The 25431-nt window shown below is 71.4% G+C and carries 24 protein-coding genes; 12 read left to right on the top strand and 12 right to left on the bottom strand.

Translation table 11 applies throughout. The annotated features are described in order from the left end of the window. The first annotated feature begins 107 nt into the window (after window positions 1-107). On the top strand, window positions 108-1892 hold the full coding sequence (gcl, locus tag AB0G56_RS24640) for a glyoxylate carboligase (RefSeq protein WP_360972767.1): 1785 nt from the start codon (window positions 108-110) through the stop codon (window positions 1890-1892). Window positions 1893-2437: 545 nt separating this feature from the next. Here the strand turns inward: gcl and AB0G56_RS24635 are convergent. From AB0G56_RS24635 to AB0G56_RS24620, 4 genes are all read right to left on the bottom strand, one after another. After that, entirely contained in the window at window positions 2438-2674 is a 237-nt protein-coding gene (locus AB0G56_RS24635) for a hypothetical protein (RefSeq protein WP_360972765.1), read from the bottom strand. 456 nt (window positions 2675-3130) lie between these two features. Further along, the gene (locus AB0G56_RS24630; protein ID WP_360972763.1) at window positions 3131-4594 is read right to left on the bottom strand and encodes a catalase; all 1464 of its coding nucleotides are present in this window, start codon (window positions 4592-4594) and stop codon (window positions 3131-3133) included. A gap of 239 nt (window positions 4595-4833) precedes the next feature. After that, entirely contained in the window at window positions 4834-5724 is an 891-nt protein-coding gene (locus AB0G56_RS24625) for a 2-hydroxy-3-oxopropionate reductase (RefSeq protein ID WP_360972761.1), read from the bottom strand. A gap of 41 nt (window positions 5725-5765) precedes the next feature. Then, window positions 5766-6605 carry a TIM barrel protein gene (locus AB0G56_RS24620; protein ID WP_360972759.1) on the bottom strand — a complete coding sequence of 280 codons (840 nt, stop codon included), beginning with the start codon at window positions 6603-6605 and terminating at the stop codon, window positions 5766-5768. Between the two features lie 170 nt (window positions 6606-6775). On the opposite strand from AB0G56_RS24620, the gene AB0G56_RS24615 reads away from it, so the two are divergent. The 8 genes from AB0G56_RS24615 to AB0G56_RS24580 all read left to right on the top strand — a co-directional run bounded on the left by AB0G56_RS24615 (window position 6776) and on the right by AB0G56_RS24580 (window position 14089). Continuing rightward, window positions 6776-7027 (top strand): hypothetical protein, encoded by a 252-nt coding sequence (locus AB0G56_RS24615; RefSeq protein WP_360972757.1) that lies wholly within the window; start codon window positions 6776-6778, stop codon window positions 7025-7027. Beyond that, window positions 7024-7386, top strand: coding sequence for a helix-turn-helix domain-containing protein (locus AB0G56_RS24610; protein ID WP_360972755.1), 363 nt, complete (start codon window positions 7024-7026; stop codon window positions 7384-7386). Before AB0G56_RS24615 ends, AB0G56_RS24610 begins: the two co-directional genes overlap by 4 nt. A gap of 143 nt (window positions 7387-7529) precedes the next feature. Further along, complete coding sequence (uraD, locus tag AB0G56_RS24605; RefSeq protein WP_360972753.1) at window positions 7530-8039, top strand: 2-oxo-4-hydroxy-4-carboxy-5-ureidoimidazoline decarboxylase; 510 nt, start codon at window positions 7530-7532, stop codon at window positions 8037-8039. A 32-nt stretch (window positions 8040-8071) separates the two neighbouring features. Next, window positions 8072-8473 carry a hydroxyisourate hydrolase gene (gene uraH, locus AB0G56_RS24600; RefSeq protein ID WP_360972751.1) on the top strand — a complete coding sequence of 134 codons (402 nt, stop codon included), beginning with the start codon at window positions 8072-8074 and terminating at the stop codon, window positions 8471-8473. Window positions 8474-8481: 8 nt separating this feature from the next. Continuing rightward, window positions 8482-9417 carry a factor-independent urate hydroxylase gene (gene pucL, locus AB0G56_RS24595; RefSeq protein WP_360972749.1) on the top strand — a complete coding sequence of 312 codons (936 nt, stop codon included), beginning with the start codon at window positions 8482-8484 and terminating at the stop codon, window positions 9415-9417. Window positions 9418-9482: 65 nt separating this feature from the next. Then, entirely contained in the window at window positions 9483-10892 is a 1410-nt protein-coding gene (locus AB0G56_RS24590) for a nucleobase:cation symporter-2 family protein (protein ID WP_360972747.1), read from the top strand. A 66-nt stretch (window positions 10893-10958) separates the two neighbouring features. After that, a complete protein-coding gene (locus AB0G56_RS24585; protein WP_360972745.1) occupies window positions 10959-12344 on the top strand; it encodes an 8-oxoguanine deaminase in 1386 nt (461 codons plus the stop codon). 332 nt (window positions 12345-12676) lie between these two features. Further along, window positions 12677-14089: a nucleobase:cation symporter-2 family protein gene (locus tag AB0G56_RS24580; protein WP_360972743.1), complete on the top strand. Its 1413-nt coding sequence runs from the start codon at window positions 12677-12679 to the stop codon at window positions 14087-14089. A 70-nt stretch (window positions 14090-14159) separates the two neighbouring features. Here AB0G56_RS24580 and AB0G56_RS24575 read toward each other — a convergent pair whose 3' ends face one another. The 4 genes from AB0G56_RS24575 to AB0G56_RS24560 form a co-directional block, all read right to left on the bottom strand. Beyond that, window positions 14160-14582, bottom strand: coding sequence for an acyl-CoA thioesterase (locus AB0G56_RS24575; protein WP_360972741.1), 423 nt, complete (start codon window positions 14580-14582; stop codon window positions 14160-14162). Window positions 14583-14669: 87 nt separating this feature from the next. Beyond that, window positions 14670-15308, bottom strand: coding sequence for a hypothetical protein (locus AB0G56_RS24570; RefSeq protein ID WP_360972739.1), 639 nt, complete (start codon window positions 15306-15308; stop codon window positions 14670-14672). Between the two features lie 136 nt (window positions 15309-15444). Next, window positions 15445-16050 (bottom strand): histidine phosphatase family protein, encoded by a 606-nt coding sequence (locus AB0G56_RS24565; protein WP_360972737.1) that lies wholly within the window; start codon window positions 16048-16050, stop codon window positions 15445-15447. Window positions 16051-16347: 297 nt separating this feature from the next. Then, window positions 16348-17556, bottom strand: coding sequence for a pyridoxal phosphate-dependent aminotransferase (locus tag AB0G56_RS24560; protein WP_360972735.1), 1209 nt, complete (start codon window positions 17554-17556; stop codon window positions 16348-16350). Window positions 17557-17637: 81 nt separating this feature from the next. Here AB0G56_RS24560 and AB0G56_RS24555 point away from each other — a divergent pair, with 81 nt between their 5' ends. After that, window positions 17638-18309, top strand: coding sequence for a winged helix-turn-helix transcriptional regulator (locus AB0G56_RS24555; RefSeq protein WP_360972733.1), 672 nt, complete (start codon window positions 17638-17640; stop codon window positions 18307-18309). Window positions 18310-18393: 84 nt separating this feature from the next. Here the strand turns inward: AB0G56_RS24555 and AB0G56_RS24550 are convergent, their stop codons facing one another. Genes AB0G56_RS24550 through AB0G56_RS24540 form a run of 3 tightly spaced genes read right to left on the bottom strand, consistent with a single transcriptional unit; the run spans window position 18394 to window position 22043 of the window. Beyond that, the gene (locus AB0G56_RS24550) at window positions 18394-19224 is read right to left on the bottom strand and encodes a hypothetical protein (RefSeq protein ID WP_360972731.1); all 831 of its coding nucleotides are present in this window, start codon (window positions 19222-19224) and stop codon (window positions 18394-18396) included. Continuing rightward, complete coding sequence (locus AB0G56_RS24545) at window positions 19224-20489, bottom strand: VWA domain-containing protein (protein WP_360972729.1); 1266 nt, start codon at window positions 20487-20489, stop codon at window positions 19224-19226. The genes AB0G56_RS24550 and AB0G56_RS24545 overlap by 1 nt, the downstream gene beginning before the upstream one ends. A gap of 9 nt (window positions 20490-20498) precedes the next feature. Then, window positions 20499-22043: an IucA/IucC family siderophore biosynthesis protein gene (locus AB0G56_RS24540; protein ID WP_360972727.1), complete on the bottom strand. Its 1545-nt coding sequence runs from the start codon at window positions 22041-22043 to the stop codon at window positions 20499-20501. A gap of 99 nt (window positions 22044-22142) precedes the next feature. Here AB0G56_RS24540 and AB0G56_RS24535 point away from each other — a divergent pair, with 99 nt between their 5' ends. Beyond that, window positions 22143-23663 (top strand): IucA/IucC family protein, encoded by a 1521-nt coding sequence (locus tag AB0G56_RS24535; RefSeq protein WP_360972854.1) that lies wholly within the window; start codon window positions 22143-22145, stop codon window positions 23661-23663. A 5-nt stretch (window positions 23664-23668) separates the two neighbouring features. On the opposite strand, the gene rfbD is transcribed toward AB0G56_RS24535, so the two are convergent. After that, on the bottom strand, window positions 23669-24640 hold the full coding sequence (rfbD, locus tag AB0G56_RS24530) for a dTDP-4-dehydrorhamnose reductase (RefSeq protein WP_360972852.1): 972 nt from the start codon (window positions 24638-24640) through the stop codon (window positions 23669-23671). A gap of 174 nt (window positions 24641-24814) precedes the next feature. Between rfbD and rfbC the strand changes: the two genes are divergently transcribed. Continuing rightward, window positions 24815-25423 (top strand): dTDP-4-dehydrorhamnose 3,5-epimerase, encoded by a 609-nt coding sequence (gene rfbC / locus AB0G56_RS24525; protein WP_360972850.1) that lies wholly within the window; start codon window positions 24815-24817, stop codon window positions 25421-25423. The last annotated feature ends 8 nt before the right edge of the window (window positions 25424-25431 follow it).

Here is a 25431-nt window from a genome sequence, read left to right as displayed (position 1 = left end):
AACTACTTTCCGCTATACGGAAGTACGGAAGAAGCTCACCGCGGGGCGCGACGGAGTGCGAATCCGGCAGCCGAGACAGCAGAAGACAGCCGAAGCAGGAGTACTCGATGGCTCGTATGACCGCTGCCCGCGCGGCAGTTGAGATCCTCAAGCGCGAGGGCGTCACCGACGCGTTCGGTGTGCCGGGCGCGGCGATCAACCCCTTCTACGCGGCGCTCAAGGCCTCCGGAGGCATCAGCCACACCCTCGCCCGCCACGTCGAGGGCGCCTCGCACATGGCCGAGGGCTACACGCGCACGCACCCGGGCAACATCGGCGTCTGCATCGGCACCTCGGGGCCGGCCGGCACCGACATGATCACCGGCCTGTACTCGGCCATCGGCGACTCCATCCCGATCCTGTGCATCACGGGCCAGGCCCCGACCGCCGTGATCCACAAGGAGGACTTCCAGGCCGTCGACATCGCCTCCATCGCCAAGCCGGTGACCAAGATGGCGGTCACCGTCCTGGAGGCCGCGCAGGTCCCCGGCGTCTTCCAGCAGGCCTTCCACCTGATGCGCTCCGGCCGCCCCGGCCCGGTCCTGATCGACCTGCCGATCGACGTCCAGATGACGGAGATCGAGTTCGACCCGGAGACCTACGAGCCGCTGCCGGTCTACAAGCCGGCCGCCACCCGCGCCCAGGTCGAGAAGGCGATCACGCTGCTCAACGCCTCCGAGCGGCCGCTGATCGTGGCCGGCGGCGGCGTCATCAACGCCGACGCCGCCGACCTGCTGGTCGAGTTCGCCGAGCTGACCGGCACCCCTGTCGTGCCGACCCTGATGGGCTGGGGCATCCTGCCCGACGACCACGAGCTGAACGCCGGCATGGTCGGCCTGCAGACCTCGCACCGCTACGGCAACGCGACCTTCCTGGAGTCCGACTTCGTCCTCGGCATCGGCAACCGCTGGGCCAACCGCCACACCGGCAAGCTGGACGTCTACACGGCCGGCCGCAAGTTCGTCCACGTCGACGTCGAGCCCACCCAGATCGGCAAGATCTTCGCCCCCGACTACGGCATCGCCTCCGACGCCAAGGCCGCGCTGGAACTGTTCGTCGAGGTGGCCAAGGAGCTGAAGGCGGCGGGCAGGCTGCCCGACCGCTCCGCCTGGTCCGCCGCCGCGCAGGAGAAGAAGGCCACGCTCCAGCGCCGTACGCACTTCGACGACATCCCGATCAAGCCGCAGCGCGTGTACGAGGAGATGAACAAGGCCTTCGGCCCGGAGACGCGCTACGTCTCCACCATCGGCCTCTCCCAGATCGCCGGCGCGCAGATGCTGCACGTCTACCGGCCGCGGCACTGGATCAACTGCGGCCAGGCCGGCCCGCTCGGCTGGACCGTCCCGGCCGCCCTCGGCGTCGCCAAGGCCGACCCGGAGTCCCCGGTCGTCGCCCTGTCCGGTGACTACGACTTCCAGTTCATGCTGGAGGAACTGGCCGTCGGCGCCCAGCACAAGATCCCCTACGTGCACGTCCTGGTGAACAACTCCTACCTGGGCCTGATCCGCCAGGCGCAGCGCGGGTTCGACATGGACTTCCAGGTCAAGCTGGAGTTCGAGAACATCAACTCGCCCGAACTCGGCGTCTACGGCGTCGACCACGTGAAGGTCGCCGAGGGCCTGGGCTGCAAGGCGATCCGGGTGACCGACCCGAACGAGCTGGGCGCCGCCTTCGAGGAGGCCAAGAAGCTGGCCGCCGAGTTCCAGGTCCCGGTCGTCGTCGAGGCGATCCTGGAGCGCGTCACCAACATCTCCATGTCGGGCACCAACGACATCGGCAACGTCGTGGAGTTCGAGGAGCTGGCCACCGAGCCGCAGCACGCGCCCACGGCCATCAGGACCCTGAAGGCCTGAGACACGGCACCCTCACGGCCGAAGACACGGCCGCCGAGGGGCTGACGCACGACGGACGGCCCGTCCCCCCGGCTTCGGGGGGACGGGCCGTCGACTGCTTCCGGGCGTACTGCAGCAGGGCTCGACCAGGACGTGCGCGACGCCGGGGACGTCGACGCCGTCCGGGAGGGTGACGTCGACGCACGAGCCGTCGTCGGTGAGGTCGGTGGTGGTGGCGGTGTCGTCGTCTCGGGTGTCCGCAGAACCGACGGCCGGACTGACGGCCGGACTGACGGCCGGACTGACGGCCGGACTGACGGCCGGTCATCGGGCGCCGGCGGTGGGACCGGGGGCCCGCCGCCCCCGTGCCGGCGGGCCCCCGCTGCCGGATGACTGCCCGGTCCGGCCAGGGGCCGAAGCCTGTCCCGGCCCGGTTCAGAGCTTGATTTGAGCATGGCGTAGCCGCCCTACGCCCTGTGCGGTACGCGGCAGGGGGGCGCGGGGGGCGGGTGTGGGGCCGCTGCGGGGTGGGTGCCGGGCGGCTGCGGCGGGCGCGGCCGGCGTCCTCAGGTCTCTCCGTGCTCCGACATGCCGGGCCACTCGTCCGGTCCGCCGCCCTGCCACTCGATGAGGTCGCTCTCCTCGACCTCGATGCGGTCCAGGTCGGCCAGCCGGAGGATCTCGACGACGTCGTCCAGGTGCGAGGCGAGTCCGAGGGTCACGTCGTCCTCGGTGACCCGCCGGGAACCGTCCAGCGCGGGGGAGTGCACGACGATGTGCGGATGCTGGGTACCGTGGTCCATGCCCCCAGACTCCTGCCGGCGGAGCCGGCCCGCACCCCGGGAACGCGGGGGAGGCCGGACAGGGCGGGAACGCGCGAGACCGGACGGCGCCGGATGCGGGACCGTCCGCATCCGGCGCCGTCCGGCCGGTGAGGTGTTCGGTTGTGGAGACCGTCCGACGACGCGAGACTGGGCGCGACAGGACATTCGCGCCGCCGGACGGGGTCTGGGGCCCCGCCGGGGCGGGGCAGGGGGCTGGGACCGCGGCGGGTGCGACGGTCCGGGAGGCCTTCCCTCTGGTCGAGAAGGCGGTCCCGGGACCTTCACCACCGCACTGGCTCGCAGCCGCCGCGGTCCTCGCCCTGACCGCGCGGGCCGTCCGGCGACCACCCCTCATCCGGGTCGCCCGACGCCCGCGCGGGGCGTTGCGCGTCCGGGTCCCGACCTCCCCGTCAGGACTCCGGACGCGGCTCGTGGTCAGTCCTCGCGCAGGGCGCGGACCGCCGCCTCCACACGCTTGCCGTACTCGGGGTCGGCGGCGTGGAAGTGCGCGATGTTCTTCTCGACGACGTCGTTGCGGGAGACCTGCGAGAGGCCGCCGGCGATGGTGGCGACCAGCCGCTCCCGCTCCGCCTCCGACATGACGCGGTACAGCTCGCCCGCCTGGAAGAAGTCGTCGTCCTTGGTGTGCAGCGGGGCCTCGTGGGTGCCGGTGTGCCCGGAGACCGCCAGCGGGGCCGACAGCGGGCGGCCGGTCTCGACCGGGCCGTCGTAGGAGTTCGGCTCGTAGTTCTTGGCGTCACGGCCCTGGGCGTTGGACGCCATGAAGCCGTCGCGGCCGTAGTTGTTCGCGCCGCCCGGCACCGCCTTCGGGGCGTTCACCGCGAGCTGGGTGTGGTTGACGCCCAGGCGGTAGCGGTGGGCGTCCGCGTAGGCGAACATGCGGCCCTGGAGCATCTTGTCCGGCGACGGACCGATGCCCGGCACGAAGTTGTTCGGGGAGAACGCGGCCTGCTCGACCTCGGCGAACACGTTGTCCGGGTTGCGGTCCAGCGCCATGCGGCCCACGCGCTTGAGCGGGTAGTCCTTGTGCGGCCACACCTTGGTCACGTCGAACGGGTTGAAGCGGTAGTTGTCCGCCTCGGCCGCCGGCATGATCTGCACGTACAGCGTCCAGGAGGGGTGCACCCCGCGCTCGATCGCCTGGAGCAGGTCGGTCTGGTGCGAGTCCGCGTCGCTGCCCGCCAGTTCGGCGGCCTGCTCGTTGGTCAGGCAGCGGATGCCCTGGTCCGTCTTGAAGTGGTACTTGACGAAGAAGCCCTCGCCCTTGGCGTTCGTCCACTGGTAGGTGTGGGAGCCGAAGCCGTCCATGTGGCGGTACGAGGCCGGGATGCCGCGGTCGCCCATCACCCAGGTCACCTGGTGCGTGGCCTCGGGGGAGTTGGCCCAGAAGTCCCAGACGTTGTCCTGCTCGGTCTTGCCGGTGAACGGGTCGCGCTTCTGGGTGTGGATGAAGTCGGGGAACTTGATCGGGTCCTTGATGAAGAACACCGGGGTGTTGTTGCCGACGAGGTCGTAGTTGCCCTCCTCGGTGTAGAACTTCACCGCGAAGCCGCGCGGGTCGCGCACCGCGTCCGCGGCGCCCAGGTTGCCGGCCACGGTGGAGAAGCGCACGAACACCTCGGTGCGCTTGCCGACCGTGTTCAGGAAGTCGGCGTGGGTGAAGCCGGTGACGTCGTCGGTCACCTCGAAGTGGCCGTAGGCGCCGGAACCGCGGGCGTGCACCACGCGCTCCGGGATGCGCTCGCGGTTGAAGCGCGCCAGCTTCTCCAGGAGGTGCTGGTCCTGGAGGAGGAGCGGACCGCCGACGCCGGCGGAGGCGGAGTTCTGGTTGTCGGCGACCGGGGCGCCGGACTCTGTCGTGAGCACGCGCTGCGACATCGTGGACCTTCCATGCGGGGGCAGCGGAAACTTGTTTCCGCTTCGTGGAGCCTAGGTTTGGGCGAACGGGACGTCAACAGTTTGTTGAATTCCTGATCGGGACTGCTGCCGGGTGCGGACCGGGTGGACGCCGCCGCCTGGGCGCGACAGGACAGGTGTCGGCGGCGGCGTCCCCCGGAGCTGTGGGACCGGCAGGCTGGTGCTGTGGCCGGCGGATCTTCCCCGGTCACAGCACCGGGTCAGACCTGGGCGCCGGAGAGGCGCTCCACGGCCCGCAGCAGGGCCGAGTGGTCCAGGCCGCCGTCGCCCTGGGCGCGCAGCGAGGCGACCAGCTGGGCGACCACGGCGCCGACGGGCAGGGCCGCGCCGACGTTGCGGGCGGCGTCGGTGACGATGCCCATGTCCTTGTGGTGCAGGTCGATGCGGAAGCCCGGCTTGAAGTCCCGGTTCAGGAAGTTGTCCTTCTTGCGGGTCAGCACGGTGGAGCCGGCCAGGCCGCCGTTGAGGACGTCCAGGGCGGCGGCGAGGTTCACGCCGGACTTCTCCAGGAAGACCACGGCCTCGGCGCACGCCTGGATGTTCACGGCGACGATCAGCTGGTTGGCCGCCTTCACGGTCTGGCCCGAGCCGTGCGGACCGCACAGCACGATGGTCTTGCCGAGGGCGTCGAAGATCGGCTTGGCCTGGTCGAAGTCGGCCTGCTCGCCGCCGACCATGATCGACAGTACGGCCTCGACGGCGCCGGCCTCACCGCCGGAGACGGGGGCGTCCAGGACGCGGATGCCCTTGTCCTTGGCGGCCTCTGCCAGGTCGATCGAGGTCTGCGGGGTGATCGAGGACATGTCGATCAGCAGCGCGCCGGACCTGGCGTTCTCCAGGATGCCGTCCGGGCCGTAGGCGATCGCCTCGACCTGCGGGGAGGCGGGCACCATCGTGATGATCACGTCGGCGTCCTGGACGGCCTCGGCGATCGAGCCGGCCGCGGTGCCGCCGGCGGCGGCGAGGCGCTCCAGCTTCTCCTGCTCCAGCGTGAAGCCGGTGACCTGGTAGCCCGCCTTGATCAGGTTCTCGGACATGGGGGAGCCCATGATGCCGAGGCCGATCCACGAAACCTTGGGAAGAGTGCTCATGACAGGGGTGCCTCTCTGAAGAACTGTGCTGTGTCGGAAGGTCAGCGGGCCGCGCGGGCCTCGGCCGGCAGCCAGTCGAAGGCCTCGGCGCTCGGCCGGTCGCCCGGCTTGTACTCCAGGCCGACCCAGCCGTCGTAACCGGCCTTCTTCAGCTGGTCGAGCAGCTCCTCCAGGGGGAGGGAGCCGGTGCCGGGGGCGCCGCGGCCGGGGTTGTCGGCGATCTGCACGTGGCCGGTCTTCGACGCGTACTGCTCGATCACCGACGGCAGGTCCTCGCCGTTCATCGACAGGTGGTACAGGTCCATCAGGAACTTGGCGTTGCCGAGGCCGGTGGCCGCGTTCACCTTGTCCACGACCTCGATCGCGGCGGGCGCGCTCACCAGCGGGCACAGCGGCGACTCGGGCCGGTTCAGCGCCTCGATCAGGATCGTGCCGCCGACGGCGCCGACGGCACGGGCCGCCAGGACCAGGTTCTCCAGGGCGAGCGCGTCCTGCTCGGCGGGGTCCACGCCCTCGACGCGGTTGCCGTAGAGCGCGTTGAACGTGGTGCAGCCGAGCGACTGGCCGAAGGCGATGGCCACGTCGATGTTGGCACGGAACTTCTCCGACTCCGTGCCCGGGACCGACAGCGCGCCGCGGTCGGGGCCCGGGAGCTGCCCGGCGTAGAAGTTCAGCCCGGTGAGCTGGACGCCCGCGTCCTCGATCGCCTTCTTGAGGGCGTCGGGCTCGGACTGCTCGGGGGTGGGGGCGTCGACCCAGGGCCACCACAGCTCGACCGCGGTGAAGCCGGCCGCGGCGGCGGCCGCGGGGCGCTCCAGGAGCGGGAGTTCCGTGAAGAGGATCGACAGGTTGACGTTGAAGCGCTGGTCTGCGAATCCCATCGGGGTCGCGCTCCCTTCCGTTCTTGCAATTCCGTATTACGGAAGTTCGTTTCTGCTTACTGGAAGATTGCCGTCGGGTGTCGGAGCTTGTCAAGAGGGGGCGGGCGGCCGGCGGACTCCGGGCCGCCGGAGGCCGCCCGAAAACCGGCCTTGCGCGTTAGGTTGAGCGCGTGCGATTGAGAGTGGAGTTCACGACCGAACCCTTCGACCTGGACGAGGCGCCCGCGCACGCGGTGGTGGCCCGCGAGGTCGTCGAGGCCGCCGAACTGGACGCCGTGGACGTCGGCCCCTTCGGCAACACCGCCGAGGGCGGCGCCGACGCCGTCCTCGGCGCCGTGGACGCCCTGCTGCGCAGGAGCCTGAAAGCCGGCGCCACCCGGATCTCGCTCCAGGTCAACGTGATCGGGGAGGGTGATAGGTGAGCGGTCAGGAGCCCTTCATCGCGGCCGTGAAGCCGCTGGTCGACGCGATCGGCGGCGAGCTGCTCCCGCCCGACGAGGCCGGACCCGACGACGTCGTGCTCGCCTGGGACGGGGTGGACGCCGTCGGTGTGCGCCTGCCCCAGCTCGCCGACTCCCTCGACCACATCCTGGCCGCCATGGAGCGCCGCAGGGGCATGCCGCTCGCGGACCTGGACCGCAGGGCCAAACAGGAGGTCGTACGGGTCCTGGAGGCGCGCGGCGCCTTCGCCGTGCGGCACGGGGTGGAGACCGTGGCGAGCGCGCTGGGCGTCAGCCGCTTCACCGTCTACAACTACCTCAACCGGGAGAAGGAAGGCTGAACAGCCCGGAACGGGAGCGGGGCGGGCGGGTGTTCCAGGGTTTCCTCAGAATTTTCAACAAAGTGTTGACGTGATGTTTCGGAGGGCGTTAGCTATCCGCAGCCCGTTCAGCACACAGGCCGTTCGCGGCCACGGAGGCTCCCGTGACTACGACTTCCACGCCGTCGGGCCTCGCCCGCTTCAACACCCTCCCGGATGCCGCGGCCCGCTCCGAGCTCCTGGAGGCGTGCGCCTCCACGGCATGGGCCGAGCGACTGCTCGCCGCTCGTCCCTGTGCCGGTGCCGAGGACCTCTACGCCGCCAGTGACGCCGCCATGGCCGAGCTGACGGCGGCGGACCTCGCACAGGCCATGGCCGGCCACCCCCCGATCGGCCGCCCCAAGCCCGGTGACCCGACCTCCGCCCGCGAACAGAGCGGCATGGCCGGCGCCTGCGAGGACCTCAAGGCGGAGATGCTCGAACTGAACCTGGCCTACCAGGAGAAGTTCGGCCATGTGTTCCTCATCTGCGCCACCGGCAGGACCGCCGAGCAGATGCGGGACGCGGTCAAGGAGCGGATCGGCAACGCGCCGGAGCAGGAGCGGGAGATCGTCCGCACCGAGCTGGGGAAGATCAACCGGATCCGGCTCGCGCGCCTGCTCGAAGACGCCTGAGCACCCGCTCGAAGACGCCCGAAGAGGAAACCATGAGCACCGAGACCACCGCCTCAGTGTCCACGCACATCCTGGACACCAGTGCCGGCCGCCCCGCCGAGGGCGTCGCCGTCCAGCTCTTCGCCCGTTCGGGCGCGGAAGCGGACTGGCAGACACTCGGCGGCTCCGCGACCGACGCCGACGGGCGGTGCAAGGACCTCCCGGCACTGCCGGAGGGGACCACACACGTACGGCTCGTGTTCGAGACCGAGACGTACTTCGCCAAGAAACAAGCCGCGGCCCAGCAGGACGCCCCCGCGCTCCGGGACAGCGAGAACGGCCGGCCGGTGTTCTTCCCCGAGGTCACCATCGCCTTCGCGGTGGTGCCCGGTGAGCACTACCACGTTCCGCTGCTGCTCAACCCGTTCGGCTACTCCGTTTACCGAGGGAGCTGACCGACACCATGACCCGTTTCGTCCTGGGACAGAACCAGTACGGCAAGGCCGAGAACCGCGTCGTCAAGATCACGCGTGACGGCGACACGCACCACATCAAGGACCTGAACGTCTCCGTCGCCCTCTCCGGCGACATGGAGGAGGTCCACCGCAGCGGTTCCAACGCCAACGTCCTGCCGACCGACACCACCAAGAACACGGTGTTCGCCTTCGCCAAGGAGCACGGGATCCAGAGCGCCGAGGACTTCGGCGCCAAGCTCGCCCGTCACTTCGTGGACGACAACGAGCCGATCCACCAGGCCCGCATCCGCGTCGAGGAGTACGGCTGGGAGCGGATCGAGACCTCCAAGGGCGGCGCCCGCTTCGTCGGCTCCGACGAGATCGCCCACTCCTTCGTCCGCAAGGGCCAGGAGACCCGCGTCGCGCAGATCACCTACGACGGCCACGGCATCCAGGTGCTCTCCGGCTTCAAGGACCTGACCGTCCTGAACTCGACCAACTCCGAGTTCTTCGGCTTCCTGAAGGACAAGTACACCACCCTCCAGGAGGACTACGACCGCATCCTCGCCACCACCGTCTCCACCTGGTGGCGGCACAACTGGGACGGCATCGACTCGCACGCCCCCGACTGGGACCGCTCGTACAGCGGAGTGCGCAAGCACGCGCTGCAGGCGTTCGCCGAGACCTACTCGTACTCGCTCCAGCAGACCCTCTTCGAGATGGGCGTGCGGGTGCTGAACTCCCGCGACGAGGTCGACGAGATCCGCTTCTCGATGCCCAACAAGCACCACTTCCGCTCGGACCTGTCGCCCTTCGGGATCGACAACGACGCCAAGGACGGCGCCGTCTACTACGCCGCCGACCGCCCCTACGGCCTGATCGAGGCCACCATCCTGCGCGACGGCGCCGAGCAGCTCATTCCGGTCGACATGACCAACCTCTGACGCGGGACGCGCGCCACCGGCCCCGGCCACCGGGGCCGGTGGCGCGCCACACCGGAGGGAACACCATGGCACAGCCTGCAACGGAGCCGGCGAAAGGCTCCTGTTCCACCCCGCCGGTGCACACCGAGGACGCCGTCACGTCCGTGCACCCGGTGGACGAGAAGCTCCACCCCTCGCGGCTCGTCCCCGCCGCTCTCCAGCACATCGCCGCGATGTACGCAGGCGTTGTCACTCCTCCGCTCATCATCGGCCAGGCCTGCGGACTCGACATCGCGGCCCGCACCCGGCTGATCGCCGCCTCGCTGCTCATCGCCGGCGTGGCGACCATCCTGCAGACCGTCGGCGTCAAGGGTGTCGTCGGCAACCGCCTGCCGTTCGTGAACGCCGCCTCCTCGGCCGGCATCGCGCCCATCCTCGCGATCGCCGAGACCAACTCCAAGGGCCACCAACTCCCCGCCATCTACGGTGCGGTGATGGTCGCGGGCGTGTTCTGCCTGGCCGTCGGACCGTTCTTCGGCCGGCTGCTCCGGTTCTTCCCGCCGCTGGTCACCGGCGTGGTGATCACGCTCATCGGCGTCACGCTGATGCCCGTGCCGGTCGGCTGGGCCCAGGGCGGCGACAAGAGTGCCGCCGACTTCGGCGCCATGAAGAACCTCGCGCTCGCCGCGTTCACCCTCGTCGTCATCCTGCTGATCCAGCGCTTCGGCAAAGGCTTCGTCAAGCAGGTCGCCCTGCTCTTCGGGCTGCTGGTCGGCACCCTGGCCGCCGTCCCGTTCGGCATGGCCGACTTCAGCGGCATCAAGTCGGCCCCTCTCGCCGCCCTGCCCACCCCGTTCGCCTTCGGCGCCCCCGTCTTCCAGCCGGCGGCCATCCTGTCGCTGTGCATCGTGATGCTGGTCCTGATGACCGAGTCCAGCGCCGGCATGCTCGCCCTCGGCGAGATCTGCGACCGCCGCGCCGACGCCCGCACCATCACCCGCGGCCTGCGCACCGACGGCATCGCCACCCTGGTCGGCCCCGTCTTCGGCGGCTTCCCCACCTCCGCCTTCGCGCAGAACGTCGGCGTCGTCTCGCTGACCCGGGTCCGCAGCCGCTACGTCGTCGCCGTCGCCGGTGGCGCCCTGCTCGTCCTCGGTGCCTTCCCGGTGCTCGGCGCGGTCGTCTCCCTGGTCCCCATGCCGGTCCTCGGTGGCGCGGGCATCGTCCTGTTCGGCTCGATCGCGGTCAGCGGCATCCGTACGCTCTCCGAGGCCGGACTCGACGACAGCTCCAACATCATCCTGGTGGCCGTCGCGCTCGGCGCCGGCATCATCCCGCTCGCCGCGCCCACCTTCTACGCCGAATTCCCCGCCTGGGCGCAGACCGTCCTCGGCTCCGGGATCAGCGCCGGAGCGATCGTCGCGGTCCTGCTCAACCTGTTCTTCCACCATCTCGGCACCCGGAGCCGCACGGCTCCGGCACTCAAATCCTCCTAGGGTCCTGCCGTGCCCTTCCCGTGGGCTCCCCGTCCACGGGCCGCCACTGAAAGACAAGGAAGCGCCATGGCACCATCGGCAGCCCAGCGCATCGTCATCGAGAACTGTGCGATCGCGACCGTCGACGCGGACGACACCGAGTACGCGTCGGGACACCTGGTCATCGCCGGCAACAGGATCGAGTCGGTCGGCGCCGGCCAGGCCCCCACGGGCCTGGAGAACGTCGTACGCCGTATCGACGCGCGCGGCCACCTGGTCACGCCCGGTCTGGTCAACACCCACCACCACTTCTACCAGTGGATCACCCGGGGCCTGGCCACCGACCACAACCTGTTCAACTGGCTCGTCGCGCTCTACCCCACCTGGGCGCGCATCGACGAGGAGATGGCGTACGCCGCGGCCCAGGGGTCGCTCGCCATGATGGCCCGCGGCGGCGTCACCACCGCCATGGACCACCACTACGTCTACCCGCAGGGCTCCGGCGACCTGTCCGGCGCGATCATCCGGGCCGCCTCCGAGATGGGCGTCCGCTTCACGCTGGCCCGCGGCTCGATGGACCGCAGCGAGAAGGACGGCGGCCTGCCGCCCGACTTCGCCGTCGAGACCCTGGAGGGCGCCCTCGCCGCCACCGAGGAGACCGTCAAGAAGCACCACGACGCCTCCTTCGACGCGATGACCCAGGTGGCCGTGGCCCCCTGCTCGCCCTTCTCCGTCTCCACCGAACTGATGCGCCAGGGCGCCGAACTGGCCCGCCGGCTCGGCGTGCGCCTGCACACCCACGGCTCGGAGACCGTGGAGGAGGAGAAGTTCTGCCACGAGCTGTTCGGCATGGGCCCCACCGACTACTTCGAGTCGACGGGCTGGCTGGGCGAGGACGTGTGGATGGCGCACTGCGTCCACATGACCGACTCCGACATCGCCGCCTTCGGCCGCACGAAGACCGGCGTCGCGCACTGCCCGTCCTCCAACGCCCGCCTCGCGGCGGGCATCGCCCGGGTCCCCGACATGCTCAGGGCCGGCGTCCCGGTCGGCCTCGGCGTCGACGGCACCGCCTCCAACGAGTCCGGCGAACTCCACACCGAACTGCGCAACGCCCTCCTGATCAACCGCCTCGGCGCACACCGCGAGGCGGCGCTCAACGCACGCCAGGCGCTGCGCCTGGGCACCTACGGCGGCGCCCAGGTGCTGGGCCGGGCCGAGCAGACCGGCTCGCTGGAGGCGGGCAAGCTCGCCGACCTCGTGCTGTGGAAGCTGGACACGCTGGCCCACGCCTCCATCGCCGACCCGGTGACCGCGCTGGTGTTCGGCGCCGCGGCACCGGTCACGGCGTCCTTCGTGAACGGCCGGCAGATCGTCGAGGACGGCCGCCTGCTGCACGCCGACGAGGACGCCATCGCCCACGCCACCCGTGCGGAGGCACAGCGCCTGGCCCGGATCGCCGCCCAGCGCTGACCCGATCACCTGCCCAGCGCCGACCCCATCACCGCACAGGGCGCTGGACAGGGAAGAACTCCGGCCGGGAGGGACGGCTCCCGGCCGGTAGCCGTGGACCCGAGCGGGGTCCGCGGCGGCCGGCTCCGGGGCGTGCGTGGACGCGCACGCCCCGGAACGGTCACCGTTCGCCTCCCCAGGGCCCCGACGAGGGGCCGCCCCAGGGCTCGACGGCCAGGCCCTCCCCAGGGCCCCCAGCGGCCCGCCCACGGTCCCGCACGACCACAGCACCACGCACCACCTCCTTGACACCCACGTCAGAGCCGACGTGAAAACCGACCGGAGGAGCCGCCGTGACCGCACAGACCGTCGAGGACGAGACACTCGTCCACCCAGTCGACGAGAAACTCCCCGCCCTGAAGATGGCGACCACCGGCCTGCAGCACGTGGCCGCCATGTACGCCGGTGTCGTCGCCCCACCCCTGATCGTCGGCGGGGCCATCGGCCTCTCCGCCACCGACCTCACCTTCCTCACCGGCGCCTGCCTGTTCACCGCGGGCCTCGCCACCTTCCTGCAGACCCTCGGCATCTGGAAGATCGGCGCCCGGCTGCCCTTCGTCAACGGCGTCACCTTCGGCGGTGTCGCCCCGATGACCGCGATCGTCGCCTCCACCAAGGACAAGTCCGACGCGCTGCCGATCATCTTCGGCGCGGTCATCGTCGCCGGACTCCTCGGCTTCCTGTTCGCACCCCTGTTCTGCAAGGGCATCCGCTTCTTCCCGCCGGTCGTCACCGGCAGCGTGATCACCCTCATCGGCGTCTCCCTGCTGCCCGTCGCCTTCGGCTGGGCCCAGGGCCCGAATCCGGCCGCCCACGACTACGGTTCGACGACCAACCTGGCCCTGGCCGGCATCACCCTCCTCATCGTCCTGCTGCTGCGCCGCTTCACCCGCGGCTTCGTCAAACAGATCGCCGTCCTGATCGGCCTGATAGCGGGCACGGTCATAGCCATACCGTTCGGCGCGACGGACTTCAGCCCGGTCGCCGACGCCCAGATCGTCGGCTTCCCCACCCCGTTCCACTTCGGCGGCCCGCAGTTCCAGCTCGCCGCGATCCTGTCGATGTGCGTGGTGATGGTGGTCTGCATGACCGAGTCCACCGCCGACATGCTCGCCCTGGGTGAGATCGTCGAACGCCCGGCCGACGAGAAGACCATCGCCGCGGGCCTGCGCGCCGACACCCTCGGCTCCGCCCTCAGCCCTCTGTTCAACGGCTTCATGTGCAGCGCCTTCGCGCAGAACATCGGCCTGGTCGCCATGACCCGCATCCGCAGCCGCTACGTGGTCGCCGTCGGCGGCGGCTTCCTGGTCCTGATGGGCCTGTGCCCGACCGCCGCCTCCCTCATCGCCGTCGTGCCGCGCCCGGTGCTCGGCGGCGCGGGCGTGGTGCTGTTCGGCTCGGTCGCCGCGAGCGGCATCCAGACCCTGGTGCGGGCCGGTCTCGACAAGGACAACAACGTCCTGATCGTCGCCGTGTCGCTCGCCGCCGGCATCATCCCGATCACGGCGCCGGAGTTCTACCACGCCTTCCCGCAGACGGCCCGCATCGTCCTCGACTCGGGCATCTCCACCGGCTGCGTCGTGGCCGTCCTGCTGAACCTGCTCTTCAACCACATCGGCAAGGGACGCGACGCGGAGGACGTCACGCACCCGATGGAGGCGGGCACGGACCTCGCGGACGCGGCCCAGCCGGCCGCCGCGCACTGACGGCGCCGCCTAGGAGGGGCAGGACACGGCACCCCCGTGCCTGCCCCTCCAGGCGTTCGCCGCGGACGGCTCAGAGCCCGAACAGCGCGGGGTCGGAAGCAAGTTCCTTGAACCGGCCCTGGGGATCGGCCACCAGTCTGCGCGCCTTCAGGTCCAGCAGCCCGCCGACCGCGGTGATCTCGGCCGCCACCGTGCCATCGGCCTTCCGCACGGCCTGCCGTATCCGGAAGGTCTTTCCCTCGCCCCACTCGAAGGCGCAGGTCACCTCGACCTCCTCACCGGCGAGCAGTTCCCGCCGGTAGCTGATGGTCGTCTCCAGCGTCACCGGTCCGACCCCCGTGGCGATGAGGTCCGCCTGGCTGATCCCCGCCGCCCGCAGCAGCGACCAGCGGGCGTGCTCCGCGTAGTTGAGGTACACCGCCTGGTTGAGATGGCCCTGCACATCGGTCTCGTACCCCCGGACGGTCACCGGGACGGAAAACGGCTCGCTCACTGCATCCCCTTCTCGCGCCTCACGCCTGTCATGTTCCGACGACCGATCCTGGCACGCCGGTCAGGCCGGTCACGCCGGTCACGCCCCTCACACCCGGCGCGGGGACGCCAGCAGATACCGGCGGCGGGTCCGCGGCTCGGTGCACTCCCCGGCCTGCCAGCCCGCCCGCTCCAGCGTCACCGCGCAGGCCCGCAGCAACTCCGCGTCCGGCGCGTACACGGCGACCGCCTCCGGCTGCGGGGTCGCCCGCACCCGGTACCCGTCGTCGGCCGCGGGCCCCGCCGGACGGTGCCCGGCCGCCTCCAGGGCGAGCGCGGCGGCCCGCACCAGGTGCGCGCGCTCCCAGCCGCACGGCCGCTCGGCCCTGCCGTCCGCGTCGGTCATCCGGCGCAGCTCAAGGAGCCCCTGCCACGCGCTGTGCACCTCGCGCGCCCGCGCGGACGAGTCGTACGCCTCCTCCTCGCCCCCGACCCGGGCGGCGAACACACCGGCAGGGGAGGGGGCCGTCACCACCTCCTCGGCGGAGCCCGCGGGCTCGGGCTCCGCCTCGCGTATACGGTGCCCGGCCGGGGTCAGGAAGTGGTCGTGCGGCGGGCGCGGGTGCCGGAAGGCCAGCCCCCGCTTCACCAGCGCCGCGAGCTGGGCCTGCGTGCCCCGCACCCGGCCGGTCACGGGATCGGCGGCGTCGATGACGCGGCGCTGAGCGGCCGTCGGCGGTCGTGCCACGGCGTCCAACCTCCCCGAATTGTTGCGAATCAGCCTGATCGAGCGGACCGTGGAGACACCGCTCCAGGCCCACTCGAAGACTACGACCCGGGTCTGACAACGCCGTCGGCCGCCAACGGGACGGGCCTGGCCGTGATCAGGACGGCGCGGTCGGCCGGATGTTCCACCCCGCGATGACCGGCCGGTCGTGCTCCGTGCCCAGCCGGCACACCGTGCCCGTGGCCAGCTGGAACAGGGCGCCCGACGACGGGGGCAGACCGAGGCGCCGAGCGGTGAGCACCCGCAGGAAGTGCCCGTGGGCCACCAGCAGCACGACCCCCTCGGTGTTGGCGAAGGCGGCGTCCACCTTGGCCAGCATCCGGTCGGCGCGCTCCCCGACCTGCTCCACGCTCTCCCCGGGATGCTCGGGCGCCCCCGGCACGACCCCGTCGGTGAACAGGAACCAGCCCGGCCGGGAGCGCTGGATCTCGGGGGTCGTGATCCCCTCGTAGCCGCCGTAGTCCCACTCCCGCAGGTCCGCGTCGACCGTGGCGTCGGTGACGCCGACCAGCTCGGCCGTCTCCCGGGCCCGCTGGAGCGGGCTGACGAACGCGGCGCCGATCCGGTGCGACCGGATCAGCGGCACCAGCCGCCGCGCCTCCTGACGCCCGTGCTCGGTCAGCGGCACGTCCGTCCACCCGGTGTGCCGCCCGGACCGCGACCACGCGGTCTCCCCGTGCCGGACGAGAAAGAGATCACCCACGCCCGCCGTCCCTTCCAGCCGCCTGTGCCAGAACCGTCCCACACCCGGCCGACGGCCCGCAGAACGGATTGGGCCAGACGGCCGCTCGGCAGCACCTGGTACGTCAGCGATGCGCGGCGTACGAGACGAACGCGGACCACTGCGGTGCGGGGAAGGCGAGCCGGGGCCCTGCTTCGTCTTGGAGTCGCGTACGTGGAGGGTCCGGGGCGTGTGGGCGACCTCGACGCAGGAGGGGCCGTCGTCGGTGCTGTAGCTGCAGCATCACGCGGTTCACCGGTGCTGACCGGATTTCGGGGCCTACTGCCGATACCCGCCCAGAAACCGCCCGATCCGCCCGATCGCCGTCTCCAGTACGTCCGCGTGAGGCAGCGTCAGGATGCGGAAGTGGTCCGGGGAGGGCCAGTTGAAGCCGGTGCCCTGGACGATCTGGATCTTTTCGCGCAGGAGGAGGTCCAGGACGAACTTCTCGTCGTCGTCGATCTTGTGGACGGCCGGGTCGAGGCGCGCGAAGGCGTACAGCGCGCCCTTGGGTTTGACGCAGGAGACGCCGGGGATCTCGTTGAGCTTCTTCCAGGCCACGTCGCGCTGGTCGTGCAACCTGCCGCCGGGCACGGTCAGTTCGCGGATGGACTGGCGGCCGCCGAGCGCGGCCTGGATGGCGTACTGCGCCGGGGCGTTGGGGCACAGGCGCATGGAGGCCAGCATGGTCAGGCCCTCCAGGTAGTCCTTCGCGTGCTGCCTGGGGCCGGTCACGACCAGCCAGCCGGAGCGGAAGCCCGCCACGCGGTACGTCTTCGACAGGCCGCAGAACGTCAGGACCACCAGGTCAGGCGCGAGAGCGGCCGTCGAGTGGTGCACGGCGTCGTCGTAGAGGATCTGGTCGTAGATCTCGTCGGCGAACACCATCAGGCCGTGCCTGCGGGCGAGGTCGAGGATGCCCTCCAGGACCTCCTTCGGGTAGACGGCGCCCGTGGGGTTGTTCGGGTTGATGATCACGACCGCCTTGGTGCGGTCGGTGATCTTCGACGCCATGTCGTCCAGGTCCGGGTACCAGTCGGCCTGCTCGTCGCACAGGTAGTGGACCGCCTTGCCGCCCGCCAGCGTGGTCACGGCCGTCCACAGCGGGTAGTCCGGCGCGGGGATCAGGACCTCGTCGCCGTCCTCCAGCAGGGCCTGGACGGCCATGGAGATCAGCTCCGAGACGCCGTTGCCGAGGAAGACGTCGTCGACGCCGGCCTCCAGGCCCCGCTCCTGGTAGCGCTGGGCGACCGCACGGCGGGCGGAGAGGACGCCGCGCGAGTCCGTGTAGCCGTGCGCCCGCGGGAGCATCCGGATCATGTCCTGGACGATCTCCTCCGGCGCCTCGAAGCCGAAGAGCGCCGGGTTGCCCGTGTTCAGGCGCAGCACGCTGTGGCCCGCCTCCTCCAGCGCGTTGGCGTGCTCGATCACCGGGCCGCGGATCTCGTAACAGACCTCGTTGAGCTTGCTCGACTGCCGGAACTCCATGCGCCCCTCCGGTTCGTGGTGATGCTTGGTTTTACCAAGTGTGAGCTTGGAAAGTCCAACAACATGTCTAGACTGCGTCGCATGTCACCTCGCCGAAGCTACGACCAGTACTGCTCCGCCGCCCGTGCGCTAGACGCCGTGGGCGACCGGTGGACCCTGCTGATCGTGCGGGAACTGCTGGCCGGTCCCCGCCGCTACACGGATCTGCACGCCGATCTGCCGGGGGTGAGCACCGACGTCCTCGCCTCGCGGCTGAAGGACATGGAGCGGGACGGGCTGGCGAGCCGGCGCCGGCTGCCCCCTCCCGGGGCCGCCTACGTCTACGAACTGACTCCGCGAGGACGTGACTTGCTGCCGGTGCTGCAGGCGCTGGGGGAGTGGGGGCAGGCCGAGCTGGGCGAGCCGCGGCCCACCGACGCCGTGCGCGCGCACTGGTTCGCGCTGCCCCTGCTGCGCGCGCTGGAGGGCGAGGGGCTCGTCGAGGTGCTGCTGGAGGAAGGCGTCTTCCACCTGTACGTCGGCGGGGCGGAGGGCGGCCGGGCGGGCGACGGCGGGGGCGCGAGCACGGGCGCGCGGCCGGGCCCGTACGGCGACGGGCCCGCTCCCCGCGACCCCGACGCCCGGCTCGCCCTCGACTCCCCGACCTGCACGGCCCTCGCACGCGGTGAACTGGGCCTCGCGGACGCGGTGCGCGACGGCCGGGTGACGGTCACCGGCGACGGCGCCCTGGCCAAAGCGCTGCGGGAAGCGTGACGAGAAGCCCGCCCCCTGGGGGACGGGCTTCTGTGGGACTACTGGCGCCGACGGGCTTTTACCGTGCTACCGGCCGATGAGGCGTCAGGCGCCCGGCGGCACCCGCGAGGGCCGCCCGGACCCGCGGGTCAGCGCGTACCCGCCGATGCCCGCGAGCGCGGCCAGCACCGCACCGATCCCGGTCCACACCCACCGGTCGGACCACCAGCCCGAGGACCAGCCGTCGTCGGGCTCGATGCTCGACAGCACGGCCGGCTTCCTGGTCGCCGAACCGCCACCGCTGTCGCCCGAACCGCCGCCGTCCTGCTGCGACTTGACCGCGATGCCCGGCACCAGCGGCTTCGCCAGCGAGCCGTCCACGGCCGCCGCGCCGCCGATGTGCTTGGAGTCCGCCTTCACCTCGGCGCTCACCGGCAGACCGAGGTCGGAGGACTGCATGCCGACCACCGTGAGCCGGATGTAGTACGTGCCGGGCAGCGGGTCGTTGGCCCACGGCTCCGACCAGGCGCGGACCGTGCGCAGGACGCAGGCCAGCTCCACGGAGGGCGTACCGGCCTCGGCGGTACGCGTCTGGGCGCCGTACTGGCACGACTGGCGGCGCCGCAGGCCGTCGTAGACGTCGATCTGCCAGGTCTGCGTGGTGTGCTTGTCCGGCAGCTTGACCGTCGCGTGGACGGTGGGCCGCTGCCCGGCGTCCGCGGGGAACGACCAGTACAGGTAGTCGCCCGTGGAACCGCTCGCCGTGGCCTGCTGCCCCTGCTCGATCTCCGTGGCCGTACGGAACGATGTGCCCGCCTGGGACGGGGCCTTGCTGTCACCGGACGGGCTCGCGGAGGGGGAGGAGTCGGCCACCGCGGGGGCCGCCGCCAGTCCCAGCGCCAGCAGCGCGCCGCTGAACACACGTGTGAGACGCATCAGTTCGTCCTCCAGATCGCCACCCGCCAGCGCGACAGCCAGCCCCAGACAAGTCCGGCGAGGAAGCCGACCAGCACCAGGACGCCGAGCAGCCACCAGCCGCGGCCCAGCCCGAACGCCGCCACGTCACTCGCCTTGCTCGGGGCGTCCACGACGTCGACGGTCAGCTCCAGCGGCAGACCCGGTGTGGTCTTGACCCCGTCCGCCGCCGCGAAGGAGTTGGTGACCTGAAGGCACACCGTCTCCGCCGGGGCGTTGTCGTCGTCGCTCTTCGCCTTCGGGTAGCGAAGGCCGGTCGAGGCGACGTCCGTGCGGCCGGTGCCGGCCGCCTCGCCGCGCACGATCTCCCGGCCGTGCACGGTCACCGCCCGCAGCAGCACCCCGTAGTCCGGGTGCACGGCGCGGTCGTCGGCGACGCTGACCGCCGCGCGCAGCTCCTGCCCCGGGTTCACGTCCACCCGGTACCAGCGCTGCTGCCCGAACTCCTCGCGGTCCGTGTACAGGCCGGACTTCAGCACCGGCGCCTTGGCGCAGTCGGCCGCACCCTCGGCGGCGACCGGCGTCACCACCGGATCGGCGGCCCGGTCGACCAACTGGCCTACGCGGTCGGAGAGTTCCTCCTTGTGCCGGACGGAGGTGTAGGTGCCGCCGGTCGCGTCCGCGATGCAGCTGAGCTGGTCCCGGGTCTTGGCGTCCGGCACCAGGCCCAGCGTGTCGATGGTCAGGCCGATGCCCTGGGCCGCGATCTCGCGCGCCACCTCGCAGGGGTCCAGCGGCTGGCAGGTGTCCTCGCCGTCACTGATCAGGACGATGCGGCGGGTGCCGTCACCGCCCTTGAGGTCGCTCGCCGCCTTCTGCAGCGCGGGACCGATCGGGGTCCAGCCGGTCGGCGCGAGCGTGGCCACCGCCGTCTTGGCCTCGGTGCGGTTCAGCGGGCCGACCGGGTAGAGCTGCGCGGTGTCCTTGCAGCCCGTCTTGCGGTCGTTGCCACGGTAGTCGGCACCGAGGGTGCGGATGCCGAGCTGGACCTCTTCGGGGGTGGCGTCGAGCACCTCGTTGAACGCCTGCTTGGCCGCGGCCATCCGCGACCCGCCGTCTATGTCCCGTGTGCGCATGGAACCGCTGACGTCCAGGACGAGTTCGACCTTCGGCGCGGCCTGCCCGTCCGGCTCATCGGCGACCGCGCCGGCGGGAAAGGCGATCCCGGCCGTCAGGGCGGCGAGCAGAGCACAGACTCCTGCCGCCAGCCGTTGTCTTGTGATCATCGGCGGATCTTATTGATCGGAAGGGGGTGGGACCAAAACGAGCGGGTTGGGCAGCTCCGTCCACTGGTCGCCGGGCGTGCCGGGCGACAGCCGCATCAGCGTCAGCGCCTTGGCGGGCAGCGGCTCCTCGGTCAGGGCCCGCACGTCGGGGGTGCGCGGCAGGTCCCGCACGGCCGTGTCCACCGCTGCGCTCAGCGCGGGCCCCGAGCCCGCCGTCCCGGCCAGGGCACCCGCGACCAGCGAACCGAACAACTTGCGGCGCAGCGCCGTCGGGTCGTCGGTGAGGTTGCGGGCCGGGAGGCCGGGGACGGTGATGCCGTGCCGGGCCAGCCGCGCCGGGCTCACCCTGATGTCGGCGACGTCGCGGTAGACCAGACGCAGCGGGGCGCCGGCGTCGGACAGGACGACCAGCAGGTTCTGGCCGTGCGCCTCCAGGGCCACGCCCAGCTCCAGCAGACGCAGGCCCGCACTGAGCGCGAGCCGCGTGAATCCGGCCAGCCAGGACGGCGATGCGGGCAGACCGGTCACGGGCAGTGCCGCCACCGGGAGCACGTGCTCGCCGGGGCCCGTGCACGTCTTCGGCGACTCGCGCCACAGGGCCGCCAGATCGGGGGAGTGCGCGGTGGCCGCCCCCAGGGTGCGGGTGAGGTGCAGCAGACCGCCGGTACGCCCCGCCAGCTCTTCGGCGAAGGCCGACAAGGCCGCCGAGGCCGCGACCGAGGCGACCGAGATGTCCCGCACCGAGGACGTCAGACGCGCCGAGAGAGCCGTCTTGACGTGCCGCCCGTCCGGCAGGGCCAGGGTGCGCAGCGACATCAGCGGGTGCGCGGTGAGCCCGGCGCCCCCGCCGGGCCGTCCGAGGACGTGCTCCGCCTGCCACGGGTGCATGGGGATCAGCAGCCGCCCGCCGTCCCGCAACTCCTCGGGCCACGCACCGCTCACCAGGCACTCCCGCTCCGGGACGGGTACCAGCCCCAGCTCCACCACGGGCCGGTGCTCGGGCCCGTACGCGAGCTGTTCGGCCACCGAGAAGCCGGGCCGGGCACGGCAGTTGGGGTGGAAGGGATGACCGTCGACCACCCGCTGCTCCCACTCCCAGTCCGCGACCGGCCACTGCTCGGGGCGGTCGGCGGGGACAGGGACGGTACAGGGCGGCTGACCTGCCCGTGACAGGGCCAGCGAGGCGACGCTGTGCGCCAGTTCCGCGGCGAACGCGTCACCGTGCGGCACCGCGAGCGCGGTCGTCAGCCGCGCCGGATCGTCGTAGGCCGTGGAACCGAGGCGCACGGCGGTGACGTACGCGGACGTCACGTACGGGTCCGCCGCCGGCCCGTGCAGCACGCGGCCGTCGGACAGCCGGAGCACCAGCCCGTCCCGCACCCGTTCCCGCCCGGTGATCCACGGCAGCGGCTCGTGGGCCAGCGCGCGCCACAGCCGGGTCAGCACGGACGCCCGCGCGCCGCTCAGTTCGCGCGCGTACCGTGGGACCAGGCCGGGCCGCACCGCGGCCAGTTCCTCGCCGATCTCGGCCTCGGCGGGCGGGAAACGGTGCACGGTCGGGCTCCTCGGGTACGGATCAGGCGCGCGGGCGTCACGGTAGCGCGCCGGGCAGACATACTGATCACCTTCGCACCGTGTGGACGTATGGAACGAATGGAACGCATGGAGCTGACGCCCCCCACGGACGACGTCGCGGCGCCCCTCACCGATGACGTCGCCGCGCGCGCCGACGCCTACGCCGCCGCGCCCCTGCTGAACTGCCTCCTGCGCGAGGTGGCCCAGCCCTGTCCCGACCTCGAGGGGCGGCGGGTGTACCGGCTGCCGGGATGCGGGCGGTTGCTGCGCGTGCGCGGCGGGCGGCGGCCCGCCGATCCCGAGGTGTTCGCCGCGGACCGCTGGCAGCGCGTCGGCCACACCGAACTGGTCAAACTCGTCGCCGAGGAGCTGCGCCGCCACACCGGCCTGACCAACGACGAACTGCCCGCCGAGATGATCGACAGCAGGGAGGCGGTGGCGGCGCTGCTCGCAGCCCGGGACCGTGCCGCGCCGCCCGAGGACCCGTACACGCGCTCCGAGCAGTCCCTCGTCACCGGTCACCCCCACCACCCGGCGCCCAAGGCGCGCGGGGGCGGCCCGGTCGCCTCCTGGCTGCCCTACGCGCCCGAGGCGCACGCCCGTTTCCCCCTGGTGCTGCTCGCGGTGCGCGCGGACCAGGTCGTGGAGGAGGGCGACACCTCGGCGCTGGACACCCTCGGCCAGGCCCCGCCCGGCTACCGGCTGCTGCCCGCCCACCCCTGGCAACTGGACCTGGCGGGCGGCGCCCTCGCCGGGGCGTTCGCCGACGGCCGGCTGCTCCGGCTGGGCACGACGGCCTTCGAGGTCCGGCCCACCGCCGCGATCCGCACCGTCCACGCCCCGGACGCCGACCTCTTCCTCAAATTCAGTCTCGACGTGCGCATCACCAACGACGTACGGCGGCTGTGGCGGCACGACCTGCTGAGGCTGCGCCGCACCGACGCCGCGGTCATGACCGCCTTCGCGGTGGCCGGCGGGCCGGCGGCCTGGCTGAGCGACCGCGGCTACCGCACGGCCGCCTTCGCCTTCGAGGAACTGGCGGTGGTCGTCCGGGACGGGCTGGAACGGCACCTGCTGCCCGGCGCGACGCCACTGCTCGCCGCCGCCCTGGCCGAGGGGTTCGCCGGCAACCCGCTGGACGGCCCGCTGGATCCGGCGGTGTGGTGGGCGGCGTACCTGGAGCAGGTCGTGCCCCCCGCCCTCACCGCCTTCGCCGGGCACGGCGTGGTCCTGGAGGCGCACCTGCAGAACTCCCTGATCGCCGTGGACGCCACCGGCCTGCCCGTGCAGGCGCTCTTCAGGGACGCGGAAGGCGTGAAGCTGCTGGGGGACGTGGACCGGGCGGCCGGCTGGGAGCGGCTGGTGTACTGCCTGGTCGTCAACCACCTGACCGAGATCGCCGCGGCCCTCGTCGAGCGCCATCCAGGGTTCGACCCCTGGCCCGTGGCTCGACGGGCATTCGCCCGCCATGCCCTTCCCGAGATCGAGCAGCTCCTCACTGCACCCATTCTCCCGGGCAAGACCAACCTGCTGCTGCGCTGGACGGGGGTGGACGGAGCGGATGCCCGCTACCGGCCGCTGCCCAACCCTCTGGTGTGAAGGCCTCAGGGGCGGTCCGGTGGATCAGGCAGCAGGCCGGGGGTGCCGACGGAGGCCGCGGTGAAGGTACGCAGTCGGAAGGCCTCCGCGAGCGAGATCCGCCAATGCGGTAGCGGTGCGAGGCCTGCGGCTTGCCATCGGTCATGGCTGAGCACACCGAAGGCGGGGCGCTCGGCGGCGCGGACGAAGGCGGCGGAGGCGGTCGGGCGGATCCGTTCCGGGTCGAGCCCGGCGAGTTCGAAGGCGGCACGAGCCAGGCCGAACCAGGTGGTCCGGCCCGAGGCGGTGCCGTGATAGATCCCGGCGGGAGCTTGTCCGGCGAGCGCCGTGCGTCCCAACTGGACGAGGTGCGCCGCCAACGCGTGGGACCAGGTCGGCTGGCCGTACTGGTCGTCCACGACGTCCAGCGTCTCCCGCCGACCGGCCAGTTCCAGAACGTTGGTGACGAAGTCACGGCCGTGTCTCCCGTAGAGCCATGCCGTACGGACTGTGTAGCCGGTCACCGGCAGGAGTCGGGCGACAGCTCGCTCGCCGGCCAGTTTGCTGCGACCGTAGGCGTTCACGGGCGAGGTGGGAGAGTCTTCGCCGTAGGGGACGGCCGATGCACCGGAGAAGACGTAATCGGTCGATATATGTAACAGACGTGCGCCCGTCCATGCGCAGGCCTCGGCCAGATGACGCACGCCGGCGCCGTTCACTGTGGTGGCGATCGCCTCGGCGGTCTCCGCGCCGTCGACGTCGGTCCATGCCGCGGCGTTGACCACGACGTGGTGCCCGGTGACGGCATCTGTCACGGCGGTGGAGTCGGTGATGTCAAGGTCGCTCTTGGACAAGGCGGTCACCTCCGCGGTCGGGTCCTGCCCGAGCACCGAGACCACATCCCGCCCCAGCTTCCCCGTCGCGCCCGTGACCAGCCATCGGAGCGCTCCGTCCGGCACGTCCTGTCCGTACACGAGGGCCACCGGTGCGTGCTTGATGTCCACCTGGCTCTTCTATACCAGCCGGCTATGGGCAGGCGCCGGAATCGCGCGACAGTACGATCGATGGAACATGTTCGCGAAGGGTGGAGCGAAGGTGACCGTACTCGACCGTGGCCATGGGCGGTGCCTTCCCGAACCGGTTGACGAGAAGGACGGAACAAGGCTGTGCAGTTGCGTCCGCTGAAGATCATGGGTGCCTGGGAGATAGCCCCTCGACAGCACACCGATGCGCGCGGTCTTTTCCTGGAGTGGTACCGATCCGATCGACTCGCCGAAGAGGTCGGCCGCCCCCTGCGTCTGGCACAGGCGAACATGTCGGTGTCGGGTCAGGGCGTGGTGCGGGGCATCCACGTCGCCCACGTTCCCCCAGGCCAGGCGAAATACGTGACCTGTGTCCGTGGGGCAGTGTTCGACGTGACAGTCGACCTGCGCGTGGGGTCCCCTACGTACGGTCGTTGGGACGGGGTTCGATTGGACGACGTCGGACGCAAGGCCGTCTACCTCTCCGAAGGACTGGGACACGGCTTCTGTGCCCTCACAGACAACGCGACGGTGTGCTACCTGACCTCGGAGACCTACGACCCTGCGGTTGAACAGTGCGTCCATGCGCTCGATTCCGAACTGGCCGTCGACTGGCCGGTGGACGCGCCCACGCTCTCCCCCCGGGACGAGGCCGCACCCTCGCTCGCCGAGGCACGTGAGTCAGGATTGCTGTCCGACTACGCCGCCTGCCGGGCCCTCGACACCGCCCTGGGCACTGCATGGCGGGCAGCACAGTGATGTCAGGC

It is taken from the genome of Streptomyces sp. NPDC021356, assembly GCF_040641015.1.
Lineage (GTDB): Bacteria > Actinomycetota > Actinomycetes > Streptomycetales > Streptomycetaceae > Streptomyces.
Note: the sequence above shows the minus strand (reverse complement) of the source record. Positions and strands in the feature narration are given on the sequence as shown.

Excerpts from the sequence above, each read along its gene's own strand:
- AB0G56_RS24555 (WP_360972733.1), top strand. The coding sequence starts at position 17,638 with ATGTCACCTCGCCGAAGCTACGACCAGTACTGCTCCGCCGCCCGTGCG.
- AB0G56_RS24585 (WP_360972745.1), top strand. The coding sequence starts at position 10,959 with ATGGCACCATCGGCAGCCCAGCGCATCGTCATCGAGAACTGTGCGATC.
- AB0G56_RS24625 (WP_360972761.1), bottom strand. The coding sequence starts at position 5,724 with ATGAGCACTCTTCCCAAGGTTTCGTGGATCGGCCTCGGCATCATGGGC.
- AB0G56_RS24620 (WP_360972759.1), bottom strand. The coding sequence starts at position 6,605 with ATGGGATTCGCAGACCAGCGCTTCAACGTCAACCTGTCGATCCTCTTC.
- AB0G56_RS24630 (WP_360972763.1), bottom strand. The coding sequence starts at position 4,594 with ATGTCGCAGCGCGTGCTCACGACAGAGTCCGGCGCCCCGGTCGCCGAC.
- AB0G56_RS24560 (WP_360972735.1), bottom strand. The coding sequence starts at position 17,556 with ATGGAGTTCCGGCAGTCGAGCAAGCTCAACGAGGTCTGTTACGAGATC.
- AB0G56_RS24550 (WP_360972731.1), bottom strand. The coding sequence starts at position 19,224 with ATGCGTCTCACACGTGTGTTCAGCGGCGCGCTGCTGGCGCTGGGACTG.
- pucL (WP_360972749.1), top strand. The coding sequence starts at position 8,482 with ATGACCCGTTTCGTCCTGGGACAGAACCAGTACGGCAAGGCCGAGAAC.
- AB0G56_RS24635 (WP_360972765.1), bottom strand. The coding sequence starts at position 2,674 with ATGGACCACGGTACCCAGCATCCGCACATCGTCGTGCACTCCCCCGCG.
- AB0G56_RS24535 (WP_360972854.1), top strand. The coding sequence starts at position 22,143 with ATGGAACGCATGGAGCTGACGCCCCCCACGGACGACGTCGCGGCGCCC.
- gcl (WP_360972767.1), top strand. The coding sequence starts at position 108 with ATGGCTCGTATGACCGCTGCCCGCGCGGCAGTTGAGATCCTCAAGCGC.
- AB0G56_RS24590 (WP_360972747.1), top strand. The coding sequence starts at position 9,483 with ATGGCACAGCCTGCAACGGAGCCGGCGAAAGGCTCCTGTTCCACCCCG.
- uraH (WP_360972751.1), top strand. The coding sequence starts at position 8,072 with ATGAGCACCGAGACCACCGCCTCAGTGTCCACGCACATCCTGGACACC.
- AB0G56_RS24545 (WP_360972729.1), bottom strand. The coding sequence starts at position 20,489 with ATGATCACAAGACAACGGCTGGCGGCAGGAGTCTGTGCTCTGCTCGCC.